Consider the following 25,869-nt stretch of genomic DNA (forward strand, 5'->3'; position numbering starts at 1 on the left):
CCGCGAGAGGAGCCTGACTGCGATCACTTCAGTTCGATCTCCGTGGGAATCGTCTGCTCTGTGCGCTCGGGCGACAGGTCGCCGACATAGGCAAATCCGACAAAGCCGATCAGGCCCAGAAGGATAAGGATGGCGAGTAGTCGAAACAGGAATTTACGCAAGGTGGACTGCCTCCAATCACGCCCGTCACGGGCTGTTTTATATCCGGTCGCACAGGTGGTTTTCCGCGGTTTTTCCGCCTGTGTCCGGTTTTCTTGGTTTTATATATGGCATTTTTTGTAAGATCACGCCATTGAAGGAACGAAATTTTGATAGGCAGGATTTTGCCGCGCTTCGGGGTCTCTAGGTGGATCATGAGGCGGTGGCAGGATCGGAAATGCGCGGGATGGGCCGGTGATGGCGAGGACAATGGCACAGGGCGAAGACGGAGGCAGCACGCGGCGTAACGCGCGGGGATTGAAGAAAACCGTGGCGCTGGTCGGTATGATGGGCGCGGGGAAAACCGCTGTGGGCAAGGCGCTGGCCACCCGACTTGGGGTGCCGTTTCTGGATTCGGATGCGGAGATCGTCAAGGCTGCCGACCGGAGCATCGCCGAGATATTCGCCGAACATGGCGAGGCGTTCTTTCGCAGTCGCGAGACCGAAGTGATCGGGCGGCTTCTGGAGAACGAACGCGCGATTCTCTCCACGGGCGGCGGGGCGTTCCTGTCGCAGACCAATCGTGACATGATTGCCGACAAAGGTGTGGCCGTGTGGCTGAAGGCCGATCTCGATCTGTTGTGGAGCCGTGTGAGACATAAGAACACGCGGCCTTTGCTGCGCACCGACAACCCATACGAGACGCTCAAGGCGTTGGTGGCCGAGCGCGAACCGTTTTATGCGCAGGCCGGTATCGTGGTCACGGCGGCCCCGAAGCTGTCGATTGAGGCAATGGCGGAAAAGGTGGTCGAGGCGCTGTCCGCCCACGGTGGTATTCTGGAGGAAGATCAATGAGCTATGTAACCGTCCATGTGCCTTTGGGGGATCGCGCCTATGATGTGCGGATCGGCGAGGGACTGGTGGCGCAGGCCGGCGCACATATCGCGCCGCTTCTGGGCACGAAGAAAAAGGTGTTCGTGCTGACCGACGAGACCGTGGCGGGGCTGCATCTTGAGACCCTGCGTGCGGGGCTGGCGGCGCAAGAGATCGAGATGGTTGCTCTGGCTCTGCCTGCGGGAGAAAGCACCAAGGCATGGCCGCAGTTTACCCGTGCGGTCGAGTGGCTTTTGGAAGAAAAATGCGAGCGCAAAGACATCGTTGTGGCGTTTGGCGGCGGTGTGATCGGCGATCTGGCCGGGTTTGCCGCCTCCGTGCTGCGGCGCGGGGTGCGGTTCGTGCAAATCCCCACCACGCTGCTGGCGCAGGTGGACAGTTCTGTGGGCGGCAAGACGGGGATCAACGCGCCGCAGGGCAAGAACCTGATCGGCGCGTTCCATCAGCCCTCTCTGGTTCTGGCCGACATCTCCATTCTCGGTACATTGACCCCGCGCGATTTCCTTGCGGGGTACGGCGAGGTGCAGAAATACGGGCTTCTGGGCGACGAGGCGTTCTTTGAATGGCTCGAAGAGAACGGCCCTGCGCTGGCAGCGGGGGATATGGCCCTGCGTGCCGAAGCGGTGCGGCGGTCTGTGCAGATGAAGGCTGACATTGTCGAGCGGGACGAGACGGAGCAGGGCGACCGTGCGCTGCTCAACCTCGGCCATACCTTCTGTCACGCGCTGGAGGCGGCAACTGGCTATGGCGACCGTTTGCTGCACGGGGAGGGCGTGGCGATCGGTTGCGCCTTGGCGTTCGAACTGTCGTCCCGTCTCGGCCTGTGTTCGCAAGAGGCCCCGAGCCGTGTGCGTGCGCATCTCAAGACGATGGGGATGAAATGCGATCTCTCGGATATCGAGGGCGATCTGCCCTCCGCCGAGGCGCTGGTCGATCTTATGGCGCAGGACAAAAAGGTCGTCGACGGCCAGTTGCGCTTTATTCTGGCACGCGGCATCGGGTCGGCCTTCGTGACCGCCGATGTGCCGCGCGAGGCGGTGCTACAGGTGCTCAAAGACGCGCTGTGATGGCGCATCTTTGAAGCGTGCGCGGGCTCATTTCTTGAGTTTTGCGGTCTCGGCATCCACCGCGTCGCGGGCGGCTTTTTCTTCTTTGGTGAGCTTGTTGCCCCAGACGTTCTTGCTCAGGCCGAGGTCATGGGGCTGGGGCTTGGTCTCGCCCTTTTTGACCTTGCCGCCCTTGTCGAGGAAAGCCTGAATGAGCGCGTCATCCGTGGTCGGTTTGGGAACTGTTTTCATCTGATGTGATCCTTAGAAGGCACGGGGGTAAAGCGCGCTGTGATCCTTGCGTGCCTTTTTCCGTGTCCTTTGGATCAGAGAAGGCAGGCGACGTATATTCGCGGCCTCTGGTCACAGTACATCGCCAAGGGAGCATGTGCTCCGTGCGACATAACCAGAACCCGTGCTCTACCTCTACGCCGAACAAGGAGCGCAATCCATGCCAAAAGCGATTTTTACACCACGGCGTTTGTATTTTGCAAAAAGACCCGCCCGCGGTCCGGCGCGGAGCCGGAGTGCGGGGCGAGCCTTGTGATCCAGTCTCGTGTCAGTCGCGCACGATCAGAAGGTCCGTGCGCGGGTTGCGGATCTGGTATTCGGTGAACCCGCCCAAGAGGGTCGGAGACAGTGGCATCCGCCCGTGTGCGCCCAGAGCAAAGAGATCGGCCTCGGACTCTTCCATAGCCCCTTGGAAAGCGTCCTGGACGCTGGAGGGTGTGACCGTCGGTTTGGGCAGGCCTTTGGGAATGGCCGAGCTTTCCCACCATTTGTCCAGCTCTGCATTGGCATCCTTGACGAAAGGCGCGAGCTGTTTTTCGCTGGCCTCGGGGGCGAGCATACCGCGGTAGGGGATATGGACCGCGTGGAATGTGGCGAACTTTGCCTCGGGCACCATCTCCAGCGCCGCTTTGCCTGCCGCAAGGCAGGAGGGCGAGAGGTCGATCCCGCAAAGCACCGATTTATACGGGCCGGTCACAGGGTCGCGGACCAGAAGCACCGGACGGCTCTGCGCACGTACCAGACGTTCCATCGTGGTGCCGGAGAACATATCCCAGAAAAGGCGTGGTTTGTGCATCCCGAGGATGACGAGATCCGCATCAATATCTTTGGCCGTCTGAGAAATGGTTTCGACTGTCTCGCCGGTTTCAATGCGGATTTCCGCATCTTTCGGCGCATGGTCGGAGGAGAGAATAGCCCCAAGGGTTTCTTCGGCCGTCTGGCGCATCTGGGAGACCACCTGACTTGGCAGGTCATCGTCAATCACATGCATGACGACCAGTTTGGCCCCGTGTTGGGTTGCAAGTTGCACGGCGCGTTCCATAGCCCGGTCAGACCGCGATGTCATGTCGCTGGCAACAAGAATTTTTTTCATCAAGAATTTCCTCCACTCAAATCTAATGTCCCCCCGCTCTGGCCAGTGCTGTATCGCCGTTGCCGTGCAGGCCTACCTTCGACATAGGAATGTTGGCGGGGGGTTTTGAGAGGTGACATGCAGAAAAAACGCAGAAAAATGCGATTTTTCAGGGAGGAGGTTGGCGCAAGGAGGATCAACCGGCAAGAACAACCGGCGGGCACAAAGAGAAACGCGGGCGCCAGCTTTCAGGGCGCGCGCGAGGACGTGCGTTTCATGGCCTTGCCCGCCTGAAACCCTTCGCCAAAGGCCGCAGCGATCCGCTCGAACACGTCGTGTTGCCCGTCTTGGGGCGTGTGCGGCGCGGCGGCGGTGACTGGGGACTTGGATTTGCCCTTGGTTCCGAGCGCCAGAGCGACGAGGCCGGCCCCGACATAAAACAGCCCGATCACCAGAGCGGCGAACTGTGCGTCGCGGGTCTCGGTGAGCACAAGCCATGCCGCGACGGTGAGAAATGCCGTGCCCACGGCAAGCAGGCCGCCACCGGCGGTGGCCCAGGCCGCACGACGTGCGCCCCGAGCCAGATGTGATTGCGCAGCGCTGAACATGGCGCGGCTCACCGGCGGGTGGCCAGAAGACCGGCGAGAAAGCCGACACCGGCCGCGATGCCGACTGATGCGGCGGGGTTGGCGCGCACCGTCTTTTCCGCACCGGCGTAGGCGTCGCGGGCCTGTTGACGAGCCTGCTCGGCGGTTTCCACGCCTTTTTGTTTGGCCGCGTCAAAGCTCTCTTCGGCGCTGTGTTCGAGCAGGTCTTTGCGAGCGCGTCCGTAATCCGCCAGCGTGCTGGTCAGTTCGGCCACATCGGCTTTCAGGGTTTCGATCTGTGCCGAGAGTTCGGCGGAGGTCTCTTGCGTGGTGCCATTGGTTTGAGCACGTGCCATGATGGTTCTCCTTTGTTGCGTTGTTACAGACCCAATGCGCAACTCCTGCGAAAAGTTCCGAAATAAGTTTTGGGAACTTTTGTGTGCGGCGGATCGTTTCTTTTACAGACCGCGCCAAACAGGCGCATTGATCGAAATAACGAAGGAGACACTCATGCTTGGCTGGGCACTTACTTTTCTCGCTGTCGCAATTATCGCTGCGGTTTTCGGCTTTGGCGGGATCGCCAGCGCCTCCGCAGGGATCGCGCAAGTTCTGTTCTTTATCTTTATCGTGCTGTTTCTCGTGGCGATGATCGCGCGGGCGGTGCGGGGCAAACCTCCGGTTTAAGGAGGATTTGCATCCCGCTGAAAACATAGAAAAACGCCCCGCCGAGAGATCGACGGGGCGTTTTGCATTTCACACAATGTCAAAGCCGTTGCCAGGCATGAAGCGTCAGGCCAGAAGCGTTTCCGTGCTGGAGAAGAACATCGCCTGAGACACGGCAGAGCGCACCTGATCCTCGCTGTAGGGTTTGGTGATCACAAAGGCCGGCTCGGGTCGCTCGCCTGTCAGCAGGCGTTCGGGGAAGGCGGTGATGAAGATCACAGGCACATCCTTGGCGCTTTTCAAAATGGCGTTCACCGCGTCGATGCCCGAAGAGCCATCGGCCAGCTGGATGTCCGAGAGGATCAGATCGGGTTTGGTCTCGGCGGCGAGTGTCACCGCTTCGCTGGCGATGCTGGCCACGCCGGTAATCTGGTGACCCATGTCGGAGACAATGCCCTGAAGGTCCAGCGCGATGATGGCCTCGTCTTCGATCACCATCACACGGCCCTGAATGCTCTCGGCCATTTCCGCGTCGGCAATGCTCAAAAGGTGCTCGACCTCGTCGACGGTGTTGCCCATGATCTGCGCCACGTCATCAAGGGTGAATTCCTCGATCGTGTGAAGCAAAAGCGCCTCGCGCGTGTTGGGCGTCAGGCGTCGCAAATGGGCCTGTGCGCGTTTGGCAAGACCGGTCTCGTCCTCGCCCGTGGGCGCGCCTGCGCTGGACCAGATCAGATGGAAGGCATGGAACAGCGCGACCTTCGGGCTCTCGATCTGTTTAAAGACGGAGCGGTCGCTCAAAAGCGCCTCAAGCGTCGTCGCGGCATATTTGTCGCCGGTCTGCTGGTCTCCGGTCAAAGCACGCGCATAACGGCGCAGGTAGGGCAGAAGGCTGGCCACGGTGAGGGACAGGGACTTCTCGTTCACAGCTGTCGACATAAATATCGTCCTTTTTTCGAATTCTTCGGAACCAAACGCACAGACGAAGCGTTTGGTTCCGAAGACAGTAGAAATTTTTCGGGCTAACATTCGAAGAGATGGGGATGAGAGGGGCCTCAGACGCCCCGAAACGGCTCAGGTTACAGGAAAGACAATGGCGCAGAACGAACAAAAACACGAGCTTGACGAGCAAATCGAGGAAAATTTGCGACGGGTATATCAAAAGACGCTGGAGGAAGAGATTCCTGACCGCTTCTTGAGCCTGCTTGAGCAACTCAAGGAGCAGGACGCCCAGCATGACAAATAAAGATAGCCCTCCGCAGGACGAAAGCGCTCTTGATCCGCGCGAAGAGATCGTCACCCATTTGCCCGCCATGCGTGCCTTTGCCCTTAGCTTGACCCGCAATTCCTCACAAGCCGACGATCTGGTGCAGGATGCGGTGATCAAGGCGTGGAAAAATATGGCATCCTTTCAGGCCGGAACAAATATGCGGGCGTGGCTTTTCACGATCCTGCGCAACACGTTCTATTCCGACCGCCGCAAACACAGGCGCGAGGTGCAGGACACGGACGGGGCCTTTGCGGCCACGCTTGCGGAGAAGCCGGATCATGACGGGCGTCTTGCGATGGCCGATTTCGAGACTGCTTTCGTTCAACTCAAACCCGAACAGCGCGAGGCGCTGATGCTGGTGGGCGCGATGGGGTTTTCCTATGAGGAAGCCGCAGAGACCTGTGAGGTGGCTGTGGGCACGATCAAGAGCCGCGTCAACCGTGCGCGTCAGAGTTTGGTCGGGATTTTGGGACTGGAGGAAGGTGCCAGTCTGGAACTGACCGATCAGGAAACCATGGCGGTCATGAGTTCGGCCATCCCCGGACGGGGGAATGCCGCGTGACAGGCGGGGGCTGGCGGCGGTATGTCGACGGGCTGGGCGTGCGGCTGGCCGCACTTCTCTCCATCGCGCTTTTCCCGATCGGGTTGATTGCCGTCTCGCTGACGCATCAGTTCTCGAACGCCGCCGACGACCGTGCAAAGAGCAACCTTCTCGCTCTGACCGCACAGGCGGCGGCGGGGGAAGAGGGGTTTATCCGCTCCGGTTTCGGCGCGACCAACGCGCTGGCTGCGGTGATCCCCTCCATGGATACGGACTCACCGGCGTGTAGTCAGATTTTTCTGGACTTTGTCGCGCAAAGCCCCGCGTTTTCTTTCGCGGGTTTTGTCGGGTTGGATGGTATTCTCAAATGCGGGACAAGCTCGGTCGGTTATGACTTTAGCGAGGGCGAAGTTTACCACGACATGATCGAAAACCCCGCTCCGCGCAGCGATCTGACGCTTAGTGCGCCGATCAGCGGAACCTCTGTCATTGTCCTGTCTTCGCCCGTGAATATCGACGGGGCGTTTGCGGGTTATGTGGCGGTGTCCCTGCCGCATAACGAAAGCCGGATGGTGCTGGACAATGCGCCGGTTGACCGCCCTGTGGAACTCATCACCTTCAACCGGGAAGGCGAAATCCTGAGCGCTGCGGGTGGGCTGGACCATATTCAGGACCGTTTGCCCAAGGGGCGCCCTCTGGCCAATCTGACCGGCCAGTATCGCATGTCCTTCCTCGGCACGACCAATGACGGTGAAGACCGGATTTTCGCCGTGGTTCCGATCCTGCGCAATCAGGTCTATGCCATCGGCAGCTGGCCGCGTGAACGCCTGTCGGTTGCGCCGGGGTTCACCATGACGACCCCGATGATCTTTCCGATTGCCATGTGGCTCACCAGCCTTGGCGTGGCCTATTTCGCTGTGCACCGGCTGGCGATCAAACACATCCGCCATCTCAGCCGCGATATGCGGGATTTTGCTTCCACACGACGCCATGCCCGCCGCTCGAAAGACATGGCGCTGCCGCGTGAGTTGCGCGAGATCGACGAGGCTTGGCATGATCTTGCAGACACGGTGATCCGCGACGAGGCGGAGCTTGAGGACAATATCCACGACAAATCCGTGTTGCTCAAAGAGGTGCATCACAGGGTCAAGAACAATCTGCAACTCATTGCTTCTATTGTGAATATGAAGGTGCGAAAGGCGCGGACGCCCGAGGCGCGTTTTGCGCTCAAGGAGGTGCAGGGCCGTGTGATGAGCATCGCCACGGTTCATCGCAGCCTTTACGAGACGACCACCGAGGGTCGCGTGCGTGCCGATGAATTGCTGGGCAGCACAATCGGCAAATTGATCCGCGCCGGTGTCGGCCATGAGACCGGCCTGAAAAGCGCGGAAACCTATGAGCCGGTTGTGCTGTATCCCGATCAGGCGGTGCCCTTGTCGCTTTTGGCGGCGGAGGCCTCGACCAATGCGCTGAAATATGTCGGGCGTCCGACAGGCGGCGCGCCCTATGTCTATGTCAGCCTGACCCAGATCGCCCCAGATATGGCGCGGCTTGCGATCGAGAACAGCAAGGGCGTGGCGATTGTGCCGCCGGAACAGGTCTCCGGCACGGGGCTTGGCTCCAACCTGATCAAGGCTTTCGCCCAGCAGCTTGGCGGCAAGTTGACGGTGGAGGAAGATGATCTGCATTACAGTGTCATCGTGGATTTCCCGATAGCCGATTTCGATGATGCAGAGACGGACAGCGGGATTTCCGAGATGGAATGACCTGTAGCGCCTCTGGGGCCATTTGGCCTCAGGGGCGCGACGTGTCAGGGCAGGGTGCAGGACCGATCCCTTTGAACACGGCCAGCCCCCAGACCAGCAGCGGAATGGCGATGAAACCGCCGAGCGGTCCCCAAAGCCAGAGCCAGAAGCACAGGGACAGAAAGACCAGCAGCGGGTTGACCTGCATATGACGTCCGACGAGGGTCGGGGTGATGAACTGGCCCTCCATCATGTTCAGCATCACAAAGGCCGCCGCGGGTGCAAAGGACAACGCACCGTCAAAGGACATGAGCCCCGCCACCAGCAGCACAAGCGCGACCATTGCAGGGCCGACATAGAGAATGAAATTCATCATGGCGGCAATCCCGCCCCAAAGCATCGCACCGGGTAGACCGATTGCCGCCAGCGCCAGTGCCACAATGGCGCCGAAACAGGTGTTGATGAGCGTGATGGTCAGGAAATACCGAGACACCCGCGCATCCGCGTCGCGCAGACAGGCGATGGAGGGGCTTTGCGGGTGCAGTTTGGAGATGGCCCCATAAAGCTCGTCCCGCGACAGAAGGATGAAGAACAGCGCCCCTGCAAAAAGCAGAACCTGAGCCGCCAGAGACGGCGCGGCAAAGAGAGCATCGCCGAGTGAGGGCAGGTTCACGGACTGCCCGTCTTCGGAGGCGGCATTTTCCGGTGAGATCGTGTCTTGCACTTCCTGCGTCACATCGCTGATGCCGCGAAAAAGTTGCCGCAGATGGCCGAGGCCTTCTTGCAGTTCGGATTTGATGCTGGGGATTTGCGCATAGGCCCGTTCGACCAGCGGTTCGGCGAAAAATACCAAAGCGGCCAAGAGGCTCAGGACAGAGCCGAAGCTCAACAGGGCACCCGCTGTCGGCGGCAGGCCGATACGTGCCCAGAAGGCAGAGACGGGGGAAAGCACCACGGCGCAGACAAAGGCCAGCACAAAGGGCGCAACAAGGGTTTGGGAGGCATCGAGAGCGGCCACGACCGCAAGCAGGGTCAGAAGGATTAAGGCCCAATGCCCCCGCAAAATCTGCGTCGTGATCTGTGTCATGTTGTTCTCCGTTTGCACAAAGAACGCCGCCGGAGCGCAATTGGTTCCCGTTTGCTCTGATTTGGCATGGAGGCGCGTTGTGCAATCGTGTCACAGACCTGTTCACATGAGCACAGTATAAATTGGAAAACCCTGAGACAGAAAACCGGACAGGTTGCGTATAACGGCGGTATTGCCACACGCACCCTCGGTCAAAAACTACAATAAAAGGACACATCTTCATGCCTCTATCCCTGCGGGCGCTTCGTTTCTCCGCCGCACTAGTTTGTCTTGCCATTCCCTCTTTCAGCTATGCTCAAGGCGCGCCGATGGGCGGTCCGGGGCAGGTCACCGAGGTCGGTGTCATGGAACTGACCGAGTCCGAGGTGCCTGTGTCCACCACCATGCCGGGACGGGCCGTGGCCAAAGAGGAAACAGAAATCCGGCCCCGCGTCGAAGGCGTGATCAAGGAGATTGCCTATACTCCCGGACGGCGCGTCGAGGAGGGGGACTTGCTGTTCCGCCTCGATTCGGAAACCTATGAGGCGGCGCTGGTCTCTGCCGAAGCCGCGCTCGACAGCGCCAAGGCCACACTCAGCACCGCGCAGGCCCTCTATGACCGCTATGCAAAACTTGAAGGCGTTGGGGCTTCGACCTCCGATCTGGAGAGCGCACGGGCCACTCTGGCGCAAGCCAAAGCCGGTGTGAAAAGCGCCGAAGCCGATTTGCAGCAGGCGCAGCTTGATCTTGAGCGCGTGGAAATCCGCAGCCCGATTGCCGGTATTCCGGATGTGCCGGAATTTTCCATCGGCTCGCTGGTGACGGCCAACCAGAGCGATGCGCTGACCACTGTGACGCGGCTTGATCCGGTCTATGTTGATGTCTCGGAAAGTTCGGCCCGCCGGATGCGCATCGGCGAACTCTTTGATGACGGCACCTTGACGCCGGGCAAGGAGCTTGACGTGGAATTGACGCTGGAGAACGGTGATGTCTACGACCGCAAAGGCACGCTGGTGAGCCCCGGTGTGACGGTCTCGACCACAACAGGTTCCATCGACTCGCGGTTCGAATTCGACAATCCGGAACACAAGATCATGCCCGGACAATTCCTGCGCGCGGAAGTGATCTTCGGCACCACCCGCGGAATTCTGGTCCCGCAACGCGCCACGACGCGCCAGAGTGACGGCACGCTGACGGCTTTTGTCGCCGAGGATGGCACGGCCCATCAGGTCACCTTGACCTATAGCGGCACGGCAGAGAACGCATGGATCGTGACGGAAGGTGTCGAAGTCGGAGATATGATCATTCTCGACGGGCTGACCAATCTCAAAGACGGGGCGGAGATCACCACTGTGCCGGTGACGATCAATGAGTCCGGCGTGGTCGAGGATGTGGTGGTCGCGGAGTCCGAAACCCAATCCGAGGCTGAATAACCATGGTAAATTTCTTTATCCATCGTCCCATCTTCGCATGGGTTCTGGCCATTGTGACCATGTTGGCGGGGATCTTCGCCTATACGCAACTGCCTGTGTCGCAATATCCCGACATTGCGCCAACAACCATCCGCATTTCCGCCACCTATTCGGGGGCAACAGCCTCAGCCGTTGAGGACTCGGTGACTTCGGTGATCGAGGACAACCTCACGGATATTGACGGGATGCTCTACATGCAGAGCACCTCGCAGGAAAACTCGGCCTCCATTTCGCTTGTTTTTGACGGCTCGATTGATGCGACCACGGCGCTCAGCGAGGTGCAGACGAAAATCTCTGAGATTGAAAGCCAGTTGCCGGATACGGTGCAGGATGCCGGTGTCACGGTGGAGCGCTCGACATCTTCCATCCTGATGATCGGCGCGATCGTCTCCACGGACGGAAAATATTCCACCATCGAACTTGGCAATATTCTCGAAGAACAGGTCGAAGGCCCGATTGAACGGACCGAAGGCGTTGGCGGCATCAACAGTTTCGGGTCCGGCTACGCCATGCGCATCTGGCTCGATCCGCTGAGTCTTGCGAAATACAGCCTGACGCCCTCCGATGTGACCAGCGCGGTGGAGGAACAAAACAGCACCGTCACGGTCGGCAGTCTGGGCGATCAACCCACAGTGTCGGGCCAACAGTTCACCGCCACAATCACGGCGCAGAGCCAGTTGACCTCGGTCGATGAGTTCGAAAACATCCTGTTGACCACGGACGAAGACGGCAGTTCCGTCTTTCTGGGCGATGTGGCACGGATCGAGATCGGGCAGGAAGATTACGGATCGGATTCACGGTTCAATGGCGTCAATGCTTCCGGTTTCGGGGTGAACCTCGCCACCGGTGCGAATGCCGTCGATACCGCCGAAGCTGTCTATAAAACCCTCGACAATCTGGAAAAATCCCTGCCCGAAGGGGTCGAGTTCCGGATTGCCTATGACACCTCGCCCTTTGTCGTGCTGTCGATTGAGAAAGTCTACCATACGCTGATCGAAGCCATCGTGCTTGTGTTCTTCGTGATCCTCGTCTTCCTGCAAAAATGGCGCGCGACGATCATTCCGATCATCGCCGTGCCTGTGGTTCTGGCAGGGACCTTTGCAGTACTCTCCGCGCTCGGATTTTCGATCAACACGCTCACCATGTTCGCCATGGTGCTTGCCATCGGGTTGCTGGTGGATGACGCGATTGTGGTGGTGGAGAATGTCGAGCGGATGATCGAGGATGAAAGCCTTTCGCCTCTGGAAGCCACGATCAAAAGCATGAAAGAGATCACCGGCGCCCTGATCGGGATTGCTGTGGTGCTGTCCGCCGTGTTCCTGCCGATGGCCTTTTTCAGCGGCTCGACGGGGGTGATCTATCGCCAGTTCTCGGTGACGATCATCTCGGCGATGGCTCTGTCCGCGTTGGTGGCCCTGATCCTGACGCCTGCGCTTTGCGCTACGATTTTGCGTCCGACCCATCATGGCGACGGCATTGCGCCCGCGCGCTGGTTCAACCGCAATTTCGACCGTTTGAACGGGAGCTATACCTCGGGCGTGTCACGCATTCTCAAAAAGCCGGTGATTATGCTGGGAGTGCTCGTGCTTCTCATCGCGGGCGGCTCGGGGCTTTACACACGGCTTGCAAGCTCCTTCCTGCCGCAAGAGGACCAAGGCGTTCTCATGGTCATGATCGAGCTTTCCGAAGGCTCGACCACACCGCAGACCGAAAGCGTCGTCACTGAGGTCGAAAACTACCTGCAAAATGAGGAAGCCGATGCGGTGGACAGCACCTTCGCAACTTTCGGTTTCAGCTTCCAAGGCTCGGGGCAGAACTATGCAATGGTCTTTGTAAAGCTCAAGGACTTCGAGGAACGCACAGATGATGCCCTGTCGGCGGCAGCGGTGGCCAATCGCGCAACGATGAAATTCGCGGGTCTGCGTGCAGGCACTGTGTTGTTCGTGCAGCCGCCTGCCATTCAGGGGCTTGGCAACACCAACGGGTTCTCCATGGAACTGGTGGATTATGCCAGCAATGGCACCGACGCCCTGCGCGCGGCGGCGGAGGAACTGGAGGCGCTGGCCAATGCCGACAGCCGCCTTGAGAACATTCGGGTGACGGGGACCGACACGGAAGCCGTGTTGAAACTCAACATCGATCAGCAAAAGGCCGAGAGCTTCGGGGTTTCCGTGAGCGAGGTCAACAGCATCCTCGCCACGATCTTCTCCGGCTCCGAGGTCAATGACTTCGACCTCGACGGTTCCTTGCGTCCGGTGATTGTGATGGCCGATGCGGCCTACCGGATGCAGCCGGAAGATGTGGAAAACTGGTATGCCCGCAATGATGACGGGGAAATGGTGCCGTTCTCCGCCTTTGTGACCACCGAATGGGTGTCCAACGTGCCGACCTTGAAGCGGATCGATGCGATCAGCTCCATCGCGTTCTCCGGCGAGCCTTCAACAGGCGTCAGTTCCGGTGAGGCGATGACCGCCATTCAGGAGCTCGCCGAGTCTCTGGACGGCGGCTACGGGGTGGCTTGGACGGGCCTGTCCTATCAGGAACAGCAATCCGGTAATCAGGCGCCCTATCTCTACGCGCTGTCCGTGCTGGTGGTCTTCCTCTGTCTGGCCGCGCTTTATGAAAGCTGGACCATCCCGTTCTCCGTCATGCTGGCGGTGCCCGTGGGGGTCTTCGGGGCACTGGCGTTTGCATGGATCTTCGGGCAGTCGAATGACGTCTATTTCAAGGTCGGTATTCTCACCACTATCGGTCTTGCGGCGAAAAACGCGATCCTGATCGTGGAATTTGCCCGCGGGCTGGAAGAGAAGGGCATGAAAACCGTGGCCGCCGCGATTGAAGCCGCCAAGCTGCGTCTGCGGCCGATCCTGATGACCTCTCTGGCCTTTATGCTGGGGGTTCTGCCGCTGGCTACGGCGTCGGGGGCAGGGGCCTCGGCGCAAAATGCCATCGGTCTGGGCGTGTTGGGCGGGATGACCGCGGCAACTTTTATCGGGATTTTCATGGTGCCGGCGTTCTATGTGATCGTGCGCAAGCTGACACATCGCTCCGCCTGATCCCGTCACCCATCACAAGAAACAACAAGAGGCGCACTGAGCGCCTCTTGTGCTATTTTATCACGATGAAAACCGGTGTCCCGCCGGTCGGAGCCGCGGGGTCTACCACTCAGGCCACCTGATCGGCGGATGTGCTGCGCGCGGCTTTCGGGATGTAGTTCAGGATCGGCGCGAGCCAGCGCTCGGCTTCCTCGATCTCCATCCCCTTGCGTGCGGCATAATCCACAACCTGATCGCGCTCGATTTTGGCGACGCCAAAGTAGTAGGCGTCCGGATGTCCAAGATAGAGCCCAGATACGGACGAGCCCGGCCACATCGCCATGCTCTCGGTCAGTTCGACGCCTGTGGCCTCTTGGGCATTGAGCAGGCGGAAGAGGGTCTTTTTCTCCGTATGGTCGGGCTGCGCCGGATAGCCGGGGGCCGGACGGATGCCGCGATAGGGTTCCGCGATCAATTCTTCGGGGGCGAAGGTCTCGTCCTTGGCATAGCCCCAATAGTTGCGGCGCACCCGTTCGTGCAGCATCTCCGCCATAGCCTCGGCGTAGCGGTCCGCGAGGGCCTTGACCAGAATGGAGGAGTAATTGTCGTTCTCGCGGTCGAACCGTGCGGCAAGCTCGGCCTCTTGCGGCCCTGCGGTGACAACGAAGCCGCCGACATAGTCCGCAGGCCCGCCCTCAGGCGCGACAAAGTCGGACAGGGCCACATTCGGCTTGCCCGCGCGTTTGGAATGTTGCTGGCGGAGCGTGTGCAGCATGGCCAGTTCCTCGCGGCGCGCGTCATCCGTGTAGAGCCGGATGTCGTCACCGGTCGCATTGGCCGGCCAGAACCCGACCACAGCGCGCGGCGTGAACCATTTCTCGTCAATAATCCGTTTGAGCATGGCTTTCGCATCATCAAACAACGCACGCGCCGCTTCGCCCTGTTTCGGGTCGTCGAGGATTTTCGGGTAGACGCCTTTGAGCTCCCATGTGCGGAAGAACGGCGTCCAGTCAATGTAGTTCGCAATCTCGGCGAGATCCCAGTCCTCAATGACCCGCGTGCCAAGAAACTCCGGCGCAGCAACCGTGTAATCACTCCAGTCGATCCGGAAGGGGTTCGCCCGCGCCTTTGCCAGCGGCAGGCGCTCCTTGTCCCGTTCGGAGCGTTCGTGGCGTTCCGTGACCTTGGTATATTCGGCACGGATTTCCGCGACATATTCGTCTTTGTTGGCGGCAGACAACAGTTTGCCCACGACACCCACGGCGCGGCTGGCATCGAGCACATAGACCGCAGGGCCGGAATAGCGCGGCGCGATTTTCACCGCCGTGTGGACCTTGGACGTGGTGGCCCCGCCGATGAGCAGCGGAATGTCGAACTTCTCGCGCTCCATCTCGGAGGCCAGATGCACCATCTCGTCAAGGCTCGGCGTGATGAGACCGGAGAGGCCGATTACATCGACCTTTTCCTCGCGTGCGACCTGCAGGATTTTCTGCGGCGGCACCATGACGCCGAGATCGACGATTTCATAGTTGTTACAGGCCAGCACAACGCCCACGATGTTCTTGCCGATGTCATGCACATCGCCTTTCACCGTGGCCATAAGCACCTTGCCCGCCGTTTCGCGGCCCTCGCCCCCGTTGAGGCGCTTTTCCTCTTCCATATAGGGCAGAAGCACCGCGACGGCCTGTTTCATCACGCGGGCGGATTTCACCACCTGCGGCAGGAACATCTTGCCCGCACCGAAGAGATCGCCCACCACGTTCATTCCCGCCATCAGCGGGCCTTCAATCACATGGAGCGGACGTTCGGCAGCAAGGCGGGCTTCTTCGGTGTCACCCTCGATAAACTCGGTGATGCCGTTGACCAGCGCATGTTCAAGCCGTTTCTCCACCGGCCATTCGCGCCATTTCAGATCGCGCACCTTCTCTTCGCGCTTGTCACCGCGGAAGCGTTCGGCAATGTCGAGCAGCCGTTCTGTGGCCGTGCCGCCCGCCTTGGGCGCACGGTTGAGCACCACGTCTTCGCAGGCCTCGCGCAGTTCGGGGTCGATCTGGTCATAGACCGCCAGCTGTCCTGCGTTGACGATGCCCATGTCCATCCCCGCCTTGATGGCGTGATAGAGGAACACCGCATGCATCGCCTCGCGCACCGGTTCGTTGCCACGGAAGCTGAAGGAGAGGTTCGAGACCCCGCCCGAAATGTGACAATGCGGCAGGTTTTCACGGATCCAGCGTGTCGCCTCGATGAAGTCCACGCCGTAATTGTCATGTTCCTCAATGCCGGTCGCAACCGCAAAGACGTTCGGATCAAAGATGATGTCTTCTGGCGGGAAACCCATTTCCTCGACCAGAATCCGGTAGGCACGGGCGCAGATTTCTGTCTTGCGCTTGAACGTGTCGGCCTGTCCCTGTTCGTCGAAGGCCATGACTACCACAGCCGCGCCGTAAGCCATGCAAAGCCCCGCGTGATGGCGGAAGGCATCCTCACCCTCTTTGAGCGAGATGGAGTTCACGACCGATTTGCCCTGCACACATTGCAGGCCGGCCTCGATCACCTCCCATTTGGAACTGTCGATCATGATCGGCACACGGGCGATATCGGGTTCGGAGGCGATGAGGTTCAAAAACTCGACCATCGCGGCTTTCGAGTCGATGAGACCCTCGTCCATGTTGATGTCGATGATCTGGGCCCCGTTCTCCACCTGATCGCGCGCCACGTCGAGCGCTGCGGTAAAGTCGCGGTTGACGATCAGTTTGCGAAACCGTGCGGAGCCGGTGACATTGGTCCGCTCCCCTACGTTCACAAAGGGGATGTCGGGCGTCAGAACAAAGGGTTCAAGACCGGAAAGGCGCAGATAGGGGGTCATACGGACACCTCACGAGGAGCAAAAGGAGCAACAGCATCCGCAAGGGCGCGGATATGGTCGGGCGTGGTGCCACAGCAGCCGCCGACAACATTGACCAGACCTTCACGGGCAAAGCCGCCCACCTGTGCGGCGGTCTGCTCGGGGGTCTCGTCATATTGGCCGAAGGCGTTGGGCAGGCCCGCGTTGGGATAGGCGCAGATCAGCGAGGTGCTGACGCTGGCAAGTTCGGCCAGATGCGGGCGCATGGCTTCGGCCCCCAGCGCACAGTTGAGCCCGACGGTAAAGGGCCGTGCGTGCATGACGGAATGCCAGAACGCTGTGGGGGTCTGGCCGGAAAGGGTCCGGCCCGACGCATCGGTGATCGTGCCGGAGATCATGACCGGCAGGCGCACACCGGCTTCGGCGAAAGCTTCAAAACTGGCGAAAATCGCGGCCTTGGCGTTGAGCGTGTCGAAAATCGTCTCGATCAGGATGATATCGGCCCCGCCCGCGATGAGGCCTCTGATCTGCTCGCCGTAAGCCACGCGCAGATCGTTGAAGGTCACGGCACGGTAGCCCGGATCATTCACATCGGGGCTGATCGAGGCGGTGCGGTTCGTCGGGCCGACCGCGCCCGCGACATAGCGCTTGCGCCCGTCCTCGGCCTCGGCGCGTTCGGCGGCGCGGCGTGCGACCTGCGCACCGGCCACGTTGAGATCATGAACGGCATGTTCCAGCCCGTAATCGGCCTGCGCGATGGTGGTCGATGAGAAGGTGTTGGTCTCCATGATGTCCGCACCCGCCATAGCGAAGCTGAAGTGGATATCCTCAATTGCTTTTGGCTGGGTCAGGGACAACAGGTCGTTGTTGCCCTTCTGCGGGAGATCGGACTTGAGGTCATAACGCCCGTCTCCCTGAAAATCCTCTTCGCCCAGACCGAGGGTCTGGACCTGTGTGCCCATGGCACCGTCGAGAATGACAATACGCTCAGCCGCCAGCTTGCGCAGCGGGGCGAGAGACGGGGCGTCGGGCAGTGCAAAATTGATCATGGCTCTACTCTGGCTACAGGCATGTTGAAAGGCGCGCGGGGCTGCGCGAGGCACGGAGGGCGTTGAAACATGCGGTATAGTCGCAGTCCAACATGAGCGGTAGCGAATAATTCTTATGATTATGATGAGGCAGATTCATATTGGGAGGATGTTCCGGCGCGGGCCGGAGAGGCGGGTAAACTGTTCCTGAATTCCGGCCGTATCAAGACGGGTGCCTATCACCACAAGCCGCGTGCGTGCATCACCGTTGGGCCATGCCTCCAGCCGTTGGAGCGGATAGAGCTTGTGCCCGACCGCATGGACCAGCGCAGGCGCGGCGGGATTGTCACTGAGTGCCACAAGGCCCTTGATCCGCAAAAGGCCGTTGTCGGTGGACAGGCAGAGCGCATTGAGAAAGGATCGCACCGCTTCGGGGGCCAGTGGCGCATCGGCGGTCAGCGGCAGGGCGGTGACCGAGCCGTGGCGGTTCACATCGTGGAACGCCCCGCAGGCGTCATGACCGGTCTCTGCGCTCAGCCAGTCGGTGACATTCTCCCCCTTGCCAAAGGCGGAATAGCTTCCGGCCTTGAGCAGAGCAGCGGGGGCAAAACCCTCTGCATTGCTGTCATGGATTTGCGCCGATGTGTTCAGGCTGCGCAACCGTGCGCGCACGGCCTCGGCCTTGTCCGGCGTCACCTCAGCGCTGCGCGTCAGCACGAGGTGGTCGGCAAAGGCGATCTGGCGCAGGCTTTCGGGATGGTTGGCCAAAGCCGCCTCAATCCCTGCGACATTCACCACGGTGATGACGGAGGACAGACGGAAGGCGCGGGCCACCATGTGATCGCGCAGGCCCATCGCCGGAAGTCCGCCGGGGATCAGGCTGTTGAGGATCGGGGCCGGATCGGCAAGACCGGTGGTCTCCACAATAACGCGGCGAAACGGCGGCAGGCTGCCATCTTTGCGTCCGGCCAGAAGCCGGTCCAGCGAGGAGCGCAGATCGCTGCCCGCCGTGCAGCAGATACAGCCGGAGGTGGTGAGCATGGGGCGTTCCGAGCCCTGTTGCACCAGATCGTGATCGACGGGAACAAGGCCGAATTCATTGATAATCAGCGCCGTGTCCTGAAGTGTCGGATCATCCAGCAGGCGGTTGAGCAGGGTCGTCTTCCCCGCGCCGAGAAAACCGGTGACCAGATAGACGGGAAGCTGTTCGGAGGCGGGGCGTGTCATGGCCCCTTTCTGTCACGCCTCACCGTCACGAACAAGGTTGCGCCTTTGCGCTGTTTGGGTGTGGGCGAAGCGGCAAGGCCTTGGGGACGGTTCCCAAAGCCTTGCCTCCTGTTCAGGCTTTGTGTTCAGGCCGCGCCGGACAGGAGCGCGGCATTGCCGCCTGCGGCGGTGGTGTCCACGCAGAGATGGCGTTCATGCAGGACATGGGCGGCATCGGGCAGCGATGTCACCAGCGGCAGGATCGCGCCCGTCCGTTGCGACAGGGCTTGCAAATAGGCGCGGGTGGTCGGGTCTTCTTTACCGCCCCACCACAGAGCGCCACCAAACCCCGTGAGCGTCTTGAGCGCATGAGGCGGCAAAAGTCCCTCGGCACGCACCGCAAGCCCGCCCAGCGCCTCGACAGCCTTGGCCTGTGCTTGCGCTGTTTCGCGGCCCGGCCCAAGGCAGAGGAAGGGCGGACGCGCATGTGTCGAGAACGTGTTGGCCTCGCCGGTCGGTCCGGGCAACTGCTCTTTGCTCAGCGGGGTCTCGGGCACGGTGAGCGCGGAGATGGCCCGCTGGAGCGTGGCGGCATCGGTGGTGCTGTCCCAGCTTTCTTTCGCGGTTTGGGGCGTCGGGGCGCAGAAACGGTCCAGATAGCGCGGACCACCGGCTTTCGGCCCCGTGCCCGACAGGCCTTCGCCGCCAAAGGGCTGGGAGCCGACCACTGCGCCGATCTGGTTGCGGTTCACATAGAGGTTGCCGACATGGAGCCTGTCGCAGACCTGTTGCACCCGATCGTCGATCCGCGTGTGCAGCCCGAAGGTCAGCCCGTATCCCGTGGCATTGATGGTCTCGATCACCTGACCCAGTTCGCGGGCCTTGAAGGTGGCGACATGCAGTACGGGGCCGAAGACCTCGCGTTCCAGCGCCTCGATCCCGTCCACCTGAATGAGGGCAGGGGCGACGAAAGTGCGTTCGACAGGGGCGGACAGCTGGTGCAGCACACGGTTGCCAGCCGCTGCGATGTAACCGGCGATCTGGTCGCGGGCCTCGCGGTCGATGACAGGTCCGACATCGGTGGAAAGGTGCCACGGATTGCCCACGGACAGCTCGTCCATCGCGCCCTTGATCATCTCGATCATCTGGGGGGCAACGTCCTCTTGCACATAAAGACAGCGCAGCGCGGAACAGCGTTGACCTGCGGACTGGAAGGCGGAGGCGACAATGTCGCGCACCGCTTGTTCCGGTAGCGCCGTGCTGTCTACAATCATCGCATTGAGCCCGCCGGTCTCGGCAATGAGCGGCGCAGAGGGGGCAAGATTGGCGGCCATCGCGCGGCGGATCACTTGTGCGGTCTCGGTCGAACCGGTGAAAACCACGCCATCAATACGCGCATCCGAGGTGAGAGCCGCGCCCACGGTCGGTCCGTCTCCGGTTAGAAGTTGCAGCGCGGTGCGCGGGACACCGGCCTCATGCAAAAGCGCGACCGCATGGGCGGCCATAAGCGGCGTTTGTTCGGCAGGTTTGGCCAGAACCGCATTGCCTGTGGCCAGCGCGGCGGAGATTTGGCCGGTGAAAATCGCCAGCGGGAAGTTCCACGGCGAGATCGCGGTGACACGGCCCAGCGGCTTGGCGTCGGGGCGGCGCTCGGCCTCATCGGCATAGTAGCGCAGGAAGTCCACCGCCTCGCGCAGTTCACCTACGGCATCCAGCATGGTCTTGCCAGCCTCTTGCGCCAGAATGGCAAAGATCGGTCCGAAGTCGCGCTCGTAGAGATCGGCGGCACGGCGCAGCACGGCGGCGCGTTCGGAGACGGGCGCGGACCAAGGTGCGGCGGCTTCCAAAGCGCGCGACACCGTGTCGGCATCGGCATGGATCACTTCGCCGACGGCGGCGCCTGTGGCGGGATTGTAGACCGTATGTGTCTCACCCGTGGCCTCTGCGGCAGTCATCGGCGCGGCTTTCAGATCAAGCGGGGCCTGACGCGCGGCATTGATGCGGGCCAATGTGCCTTCATCGGAGAGGTCGAACCCTGTGGAGTTCTGCCTCTGTCCGAAAATCTCGGAGGGCTGCACCAGACCGGCAGGGGGCTTGGCCTGTGTGACGGAGAGGAACGGGTCTGTGGCAATCTCTTCGGGGGCGACGCTCTCGTCGACGATCTGGTTCACGAAGGAAGAGTTCGCGCCGTTTTCCAGCAAACGCCGCACCAGATAGGCCAGAAGGTCTTGGTGTGCACCCACAGGGGCATAGATGCGGCAGCGCGTGCCTTCGTCTTTGAGCACGATGTCATGCAGGCGCTCGCCCATCCCGTGCAGGCGCTGGAATTCAAAGGCGGGGTTGCCGGCCTCGCGGGCCAGTTCGAGGATGGCTGCAACCGTATGGGCATTGTGACCGGCAAATTGCGGATAGATCCGGTCGCTATAGCCCAGAAGTTTCTTGGCATTGGTGATATAGCTGACATCGGTCGCGTCTTTGGTGGTGAAGAGTGGGAAGCCGGGGTGGCCCTCGACCTGTGCGAGTTTCATCTCCGTGTCCCAATAGGCGCCTTTCACCAGACGGACCATGAGTTTGCGGTCCAGCTCTTCGGCTGTCTTGTAGAGCCAGTCGAGGGCAAGCCCCGCACGTTTGCCATAGGCCTGCACCACAACGCCGAAACCGTCCCAACCGGCCAGTTCCTCGTCCTCAAGCGTGGCGCGGATGACTTTGAGCGAGAGCGACAGGCGGGCCTGTTCCTCGGCATCAATGTTGAACCCCATATCGGCAGCGCGGGCCTGACGGGCGAGGCGGCGCAGCACGGGGACCAGTTCCTCCATGACGCGGGCCTCTTGGGCCACTTCGTAACGCGGGTGGAGCGCGGAGAGTTTGACGGAAATCCCCGGATTGGCGGCCACGGAGCCCTTGGTGCAGCCCTTGGCAATCGCCGTCATGGCGTCTGAATAGGCCTTGGCATAGGACTCGGCATCCGCTTGGGTCATGGCGGCTTCCCCGAGCATGTCATAGCTGTAGGTGTAGCCTTTCTTCTCCTGCCCTTTGGCGCGGGTCATGGCGGCTTCTATGGTCTGGCCCAGCACGAATTGCTGCCCCATTTCCTTCATGGCACGGGAGACGGCGGTGCGGATCACCGGCTCGCCCAGACGTTTGACCAGCCCGCGCAGGGTGCCCGCCACGTTGGAGCTTTGCTCCGGCTTTTCATCATCAAGAACCCGCCCTGTGAGCATCAAGGCCCATGTGGAGGCATTGACCATCGTAGAGGAGGAGTGACCGAGGTGTTCTCCCCAGTTGGAGGGGGCGACCTTGTCCTCGATCAGATCGTCGATGGTCTCGCGGTCCGGCACGCGCAGCATGGCCTCGGCCAGACACATCAGCGCCACGCCTTCGCGGGTGGACAGCCCGTATTCGGCAAGGAAATGCTCCATCAGGGTCGGGGCGGACTCTTTGCGGATGCGGCGGACAAGATCGGTCGCACGGGCCGATATCGTCGCGCGCTGGGCCTCGGATATACCGGCAGAGGCAATCAGGTTCTCAAGCACTGTGGCTTCATCTGTGAACTTTTGTGCAGAGAGAGCGGACATGAGGTCCGGAAGGGAAGCAGACTGGCCCATGAGCGTGATCCTATGTGAGAAAATGCGTTTTGTTTAATATACAGGATTTCAACTTTTCATTTTTCCCATTAACGTGATTTTGGCTGATCAAAATGACCAAAATTTTCGGGATATATGGGAAATGGTAAAAGAGCTGGATCGTTTCGACAGAAAGATTCTCGATTGCCTGTCAACGGATGCGCGGATGTCCCTGACGGAATTGAGCCAAAGGGTCGGTCTGTCGAAGAATCCCGTGGCGCTCAGGGTCAAGGCGCTGGAGCAGGCGGGGATCATTGTCGGCTACCGTGCGATCCTCTCGACACAACGACTGGGCCTTTCGCATGTCTCCTTTGTAGAGGTGAAGCTGGACGACACGCGCGATGCGGCGCTCAAGAAGTTCAACGATGCGGTGAAGAACGTGCCGGAGATTGCCGAATGTCACATGATCGCGGGCAATTTCGACTATCTGCTGAAAGTGCGCACGGGCTCTATGGAGGCTTACCGAGAGGTCATGGGGCGGCGCATTTCTAGCCTGCCGCATGTGCAGGCGACCTCGACCTTTGTGGTGATGGAAGCGGTGGTGGAACAGACCAACCCGCCGCTGCCGGAGGCGCTGGACTGAGGGGCTGGACTGAGGGCGGCTGTTTGTAAGGGGAGTGTATAGGGGCGTCAAAGACAGGAGGGCGCAGCGGCTTGCATGAAAGCGTCACACTTGGCCCCTAAGACGTAGGGGCGTGCTTTGCTCTGTGTCGGCACAGGCGCGGCGTTTCGGCGCAGGGAGATGGCGCAGGAGGATCATGCAATGCCTGTTTCCTGTCGCTATACGGGGGTGAAAATGTGCGATTTGGATGCAAATGCCGCAGCGCGGCCCGAAAACAGGCGGCTCCAGCTTGCCACGACAGGGGCTTTGGGAGTTAGCTGGAGGGGAGCGTATAGAGTACGAGTGTTCTCCGGTGTCTTTTCTATAGTCAAAAGGTGATTCATGGCGCGATCAGTTCAGACCTCCTCCAATTTCCGCGATGCCCTGCTGCGACATCTCACCTACACGATGGGCAAGGATCCGGAACATGCGCAGCCCTTCGACTGGCGGATGGCGCTCAGCCATGCAATCCGCGACCGGATCGTGGACACTTGGGTGGCCTCGACGCGCAAGACCTACGAACAGGACGGCAAGCGGGTTTATTACCTCTCGATGGAATTTCTGATCGGGCGTCTGCTTGAGGACGGGATTTTCAATCTGGAAATGGTCGAAGAGGCGAAAGAAGCGCTGGAGTCCTTTGGCATGGATATGCGCACCATTCTGGATGACGAGCCGGACGCGGCGCTGGGCAATGGCGGGCTGGGGCGACTGGCCGCCTGTTTCCTCGACAGTCTCTCGACCATCGGCTGTCCGGCCTATGGCTATGGCATCCGCTACGAGAACGGCCTGTTCAAACAGAGCTTTGTCGACGGCTGTCAGGTCGAAAGTCCGGAAACATGGTTGCAGGAACCGCACCCGTGGGAATTCGAACGGCCCGAAGTGCGCATCAACATCGGCTTTGGCGGGGATGTGCATTTCGAGAACGGCAAAACCGTCTGGCGGCCCGCCGAGATGATACAGGCCGAAGCCTTCGACACGCCCATCGTCGGCTGGCAGGGGCGCTGGGCCAATACGCTGCGGCTTTGGGCGGGGCGTGCGGTTGATCCCTTCGATCTGGACCTGTTCAACTCCGGTGACTTCGCGGCCGCCTCTGAACACGAAGCACTGGCGCGCACCATTTCGCGTGTGCTCTATCCCGAAGATAGCAACGAGGCGGGGAAGGAATTGCGTCTCAAACAGGAATATTTCTTCTCCGCCGCCTCGATCCGCGACATCCTGCGCCGCTTTGACAGCCACCACAACGATCTGAAACTCCTGCCGGAAAAGATCGCGATCCAGCTCAACGACACGCACCCTGCGATTGCGGGACCGGAGCTTTTGCGGATCCTGCATGACGAGCGCGGATTGTCCTTTGAAGAGTCGCTCCACATCACCCATCATTGTATGAACTACACCAACCACACGCTTCTGCCGGAGGCGCTGGAGCGGTGGGACGAGCGGTTGTTCGGGCGGCTGCTGCCGCGCCATCTGGACATCATCAACCGCATTGACGACGCGCATTACAAGGCCAACCCGCACCGCACGCTCTCCGCGCGTTCCGACGGGCAGGTGAAGATGGGCGAGCTGTCCTTCATCATGGCCAACCGTGTGAACGGGGTCTCGGCTCTGCACACCGATCTGATGAAACAGACCGTGTTCAAGGAACTCAACGCGCTGCATCCCGACCGGATTGTCAACGAGACCAACGGGGTCACGCCGCGCCGCTGGCTGCATTCGTGCAATCCGGCGCTTTCGGGTCTGATCACGGAGACCATTGGAGAGGACTGGATCGCTGACCTCGAACAGCTTGAAAAACTCGAACCCTCCATCGAGGATCAGGGCTGGCTCGATCGCTTTATGGATGTGAAAAACGCCAACAAGGCCGCGCTTTGCGACTATGTGGCTGGGGTGCACGGGGTGAACCTCAATCCCGAAGCCATGTTCGACATCCAGATCAAGCGGATGCACGAATACAAGCGCCAGCATCTCAACATTCTCGAGACCATCGCGCACTGGCAGGAAATCAGGGACAACCCGAATGCCGACTGGGTGCCGCGCGTCAAGATTTTCGCGGGCAAGGCGGCGCAGGGCTATCATTTCGCCAAGGACATCATCCGTCTGATCAACGATGTGGCCAAGCTGGTGAATGCCGATGCCGCCACGCGCGATGTGTTGCAGGTGATTTTCCTGCCCAATTACAACGTCTCTCTGGCCGAACGTTTGGTGCCGGCGGCGGATTTGTCGGAACAGATCTCGACCGCGGGCAAGGAGGCCTCCGGCACGGGAAATATGAAATTCGCTCTCAACGGCGCACCCACGATTGGCACGCTTGACGGGGCCAACGTGGAAATCCGCGAACATGTGGGCAAGGAGAATTTCTTCCTCTTCGGGATGCTGGCCGATGAGGTGATGCAGCGCCGGATGATGCACGATCACGCGCAACAGGCCATCAACGCCGACCCGCGCCTTGGTCGCGCTCTTGAGGCACTGCGCGACGGGACATTCAGCCCCGAGGATCCGGGCCGCTACACCCATATCGCCGACAATCTGACATGGTCGGATTACTTCCTCGTTTGCTCCGATTTCACCGATTACTGGCGGGCGCAGCGCGAAGTGGACAAGGCTTATCAGGACCGCAAGGCATGGGCAAAAATGGCCGCGCTGAACACCGCACGCTCCGGCTGGTTCTCCTCTGACCGCACAATTCACGGCTATATGTGCGATATTTGGGGAGCCAAAAGCCTTATACCCTAAAATTCAAAGGGTT

General features: G+C 60.5%; 21 protein-coding genes. 10 read left to right on the forward strand and 11 right to left on the reverse strand.

Going from position 1 to position 25,869, the window contains the following annotated elements:
• Positions 1–23: 23 nt before the first annotated feature.
• A complete protein-coding gene (locus tag KO492_RS02785) occupies positions 24–161 on the reverse strand; it encodes a hypothetical protein (protein WP_216043567.1) in 138 nt (45 codons plus the stop codon).
• A gap of 247 nt (positions 162–408) precedes the next feature.
• On the opposite strand from KO492_RS02785, the gene KO492_RS02790 reads away from it, so the two are divergent.
• Together KO492_RS02790 and aroB are read left to right on the forward strand one after the other, a co-directional pair.
• Entirely contained in the window at positions 409–993 is a 585-nt protein-coding gene (locus KO492_RS02790) for a shikimate kinase (RefSeq protein ID WP_216043568.1), read from the forward strand.
• The gene (gene aroB / locus KO492_RS02795) at positions 990–2,099 is read left to right on the forward strand and encodes a 3-dehydroquinate synthase (protein WP_216043569.1); all 1,110 of its coding nucleotides are present in this window, start codon (positions 990–992) and stop codon (positions 2,097–2,099) included. Before KO492_RS02790 ends, aroB begins: the two co-directional genes overlap by 4 nt.
• Before the next feature lie 27 nt (positions 2,100–2,126).
• On the opposite strand, the gene KO492_RS02800 is transcribed toward aroB, so the two are convergent.
• The 4 genes from KO492_RS02800 to KO492_RS02815 form a co-directional block, all read right to left on the reverse strand.
• On the reverse strand, positions 2,127–2,330 hold the full coding sequence (locus KO492_RS02800) for a hypothetical protein (RefSeq protein ID WP_216043570.1): 204 nt from the start codon (positions 2,328–2,330) through the stop codon (positions 2,127–2,129).
• A 307-nt stretch (positions 2,331–2,637) separates the two neighbouring features.
• On the reverse strand, positions 2,638–3,462 hold the full coding sequence (locus KO492_RS02805) for a universal stress protein (protein WP_216043571.1): 825 nt from the start codon (positions 3,460–3,462) through the stop codon (positions 2,638–2,640).
• Positions 3,463–3,689: 227 nt separating this feature from the next.
• On the reverse strand, positions 3,690–4,049 hold the full coding sequence (locus tag KO492_RS02810) for a phage holin family protein (RefSeq protein ID WP_216043572.1): 360 nt from the start codon (positions 4,047–4,049) through the stop codon (positions 3,690–3,692).
• 8 nt (positions 4,050–4,057) lie between these two features.
• Complete coding sequence (locus KO492_RS02815; RefSeq protein ID WP_216043573.1) at positions 4,058–4,384, reverse strand: DUF883 family protein; 327 nt, start codon at positions 4,382–4,384, stop codon at positions 4,058–4,060.
• Between the two features lie 154 nt (positions 4,385–4,538).
• On the opposite strand from KO492_RS02815, the gene KO492_RS02820 reads away from it, so the two are divergent.
• On the forward strand, positions 4,539–4,712 hold the full coding sequence (locus tag KO492_RS02820) for a DUF1328 domain-containing protein (RefSeq protein ID WP_216043574.1): 174 nt from the start codon (positions 4,539–4,541) through the stop codon (positions 4,710–4,712).
• Positions 4,713–4,817: 105 nt separating this feature from the next.
• On the opposite strand, the gene KO492_RS02825 is transcribed toward KO492_RS02820, so the two are convergent.
• The gene (locus KO492_RS02825) at positions 4,818–5,630 is read right to left on the reverse strand and encodes a response regulator (RefSeq protein ID WP_216043575.1); all 813 of its coding nucleotides are present in this window, start codon (positions 5,628–5,630) and stop codon (positions 4,818–4,820) included.
• 154 nt (positions 5,631–5,784) lie between these two features.
• Here KO492_RS02825 and KO492_RS02830 point away from each other — a divergent pair, with 154 nt between their 5' ends.
• The 3 genes from KO492_RS02830 to KO492_RS18850 are packed head-to-tail and all read left to right on the forward strand — an operon-like array spanning position 5,785 to position 8,268.
• Positions 5,785–5,937, forward strand: a complete 153-nt coding sequence (locus KO492_RS02830) for a NepR family anti-sigma factor (protein WP_216043576.1) — start codon at positions 5,785–5,787, stop codon at positions 5,935–5,937.
• Positions 5,927–6,523: an RNA polymerase sigma factor gene (locus KO492_RS02835; protein WP_066606242.1), complete on the forward strand. Its 597-nt coding sequence runs from the start codon at positions 5,927–5,929 to the stop codon at positions 6,521–6,523. Before KO492_RS02830 ends, KO492_RS02835 begins: the two co-directional genes overlap by 11 nt.
• Positions 6,520–8,268, forward strand: a complete 1,749-nt coding sequence (locus KO492_RS18850) for a sensor histidine kinase (protein WP_216043577.1) — start codon at positions 6,520–6,522, stop codon at positions 8,266–8,268. The genes KO492_RS02835 and KO492_RS18850 overlap by 4 nt, the downstream gene beginning before the upstream one ends.
• Positions 8,269–8,296: 28 nt before the next feature.
• On the opposite strand, the gene KO492_RS02845 is transcribed toward KO492_RS18850, so the two are convergent.
• Complete coding sequence (locus tag KO492_RS02845) at positions 8,297–9,334, reverse strand: AI-2E family transporter (RefSeq protein WP_216043578.1); 1,038 nt, start codon at positions 9,332–9,334, stop codon at positions 8,297–8,299.
• 221 nt (positions 9,335–9,555) lie between these two features.
• Here KO492_RS02845 and KO492_RS02850 point away from each other — a divergent pair, with 221 nt between their 5' ends.
• On the forward strand, positions 9,556–10,746 hold the full coding sequence (locus tag KO492_RS02850; RefSeq protein ID WP_216043579.1) for an efflux RND transporter periplasmic adaptor subunit: 1,191 nt from the start codon (positions 9,556–9,558) through the stop codon (positions 10,744–10,746).
• 2 nt (positions 10,747–10,748) lie between these two features.
• Entirely contained in the window at positions 10,749–13,841 is a 3,093-nt protein-coding gene (locus KO492_RS02855; RefSeq protein WP_216043580.1) for an efflux RND transporter permease subunit, read from the forward strand.
• Between the two features lie 109 nt (positions 13,842–13,950).
• Here the strand turns inward: KO492_RS02855 and metH are convergent, their stop codons facing one another.
• The 4 genes from metH to putA form a co-directional block, all read right to left on the reverse strand.
• Entirely contained in the window at positions 13,951–16,686 is a 2,736-nt protein-coding gene (gene metH, locus KO492_RS02860) for a methionine synthase (RefSeq protein ID WP_216043581.1), read from the reverse strand.
• A complete protein-coding gene (locus KO492_RS02865) occupies positions 16,683–17,714 on the reverse strand; it encodes a homocysteine S-methyltransferase family protein (protein WP_216043582.1) in 1,032 nt (343 codons plus the stop codon). Before KO492_RS02865 ends, metH begins: the two co-directional genes overlap by 4 nt.
• Positions 17,715–17,849: 135 nt before the next feature.
• Complete coding sequence (locus KO492_RS02870) at positions 17,850–18,920, reverse strand: CobW family GTP-binding protein (RefSeq protein ID WP_216043583.1); 1,071 nt, start codon at positions 18,918–18,920, stop codon at positions 17,850–17,852.
• Between the two features lie 125 nt (positions 18,921–19,045).
• A complete protein-coding gene (putA, locus tag KO492_RS02875; protein WP_216043584.1) occupies positions 19,046–22,504 on the reverse strand; it encodes a bifunctional proline dehydrogenase/L-glutamate gamma-semialdehyde dehydrogenase PutA in 3,459 nt (1,152 codons plus the stop codon).
• A gap of 121 nt (positions 22,505–22,625) precedes the next feature.
• On the opposite strand from putA, the gene KO492_RS02880 reads away from it, so the two are divergent.
• Complete coding sequence (locus KO492_RS02880; protein ID WP_216043585.1) at positions 22,626–23,105, forward strand: Lrp/AsnC family transcriptional regulator; 480 nt, start codon at positions 22,626–22,628, stop codon at positions 23,103–23,105.
• A gap of 360 nt (positions 23,106–23,465) precedes the next feature.
• Positions 23,466–25,856, forward strand: coding sequence for a glycogen/starch/alpha-glucan phosphorylase (locus tag KO492_RS02885; RefSeq protein WP_216043586.1), 2,391 nt, complete (start codon positions 23,466–23,468; stop codon positions 25,854–25,856).
• Positions 25,857–25,869: the final 13 nt, after the last annotated feature.

Origin of the sequence: Celeribacter halophilus (assembly GCF_018860305.1) — a bacterium.
Taxonomy (GTDB): Bacteria; Pseudomonadota; Alphaproteobacteria; order Rhodobacterales; family Rhodobacteraceae; genus Celeribacter; species Celeribacter halophilus_A.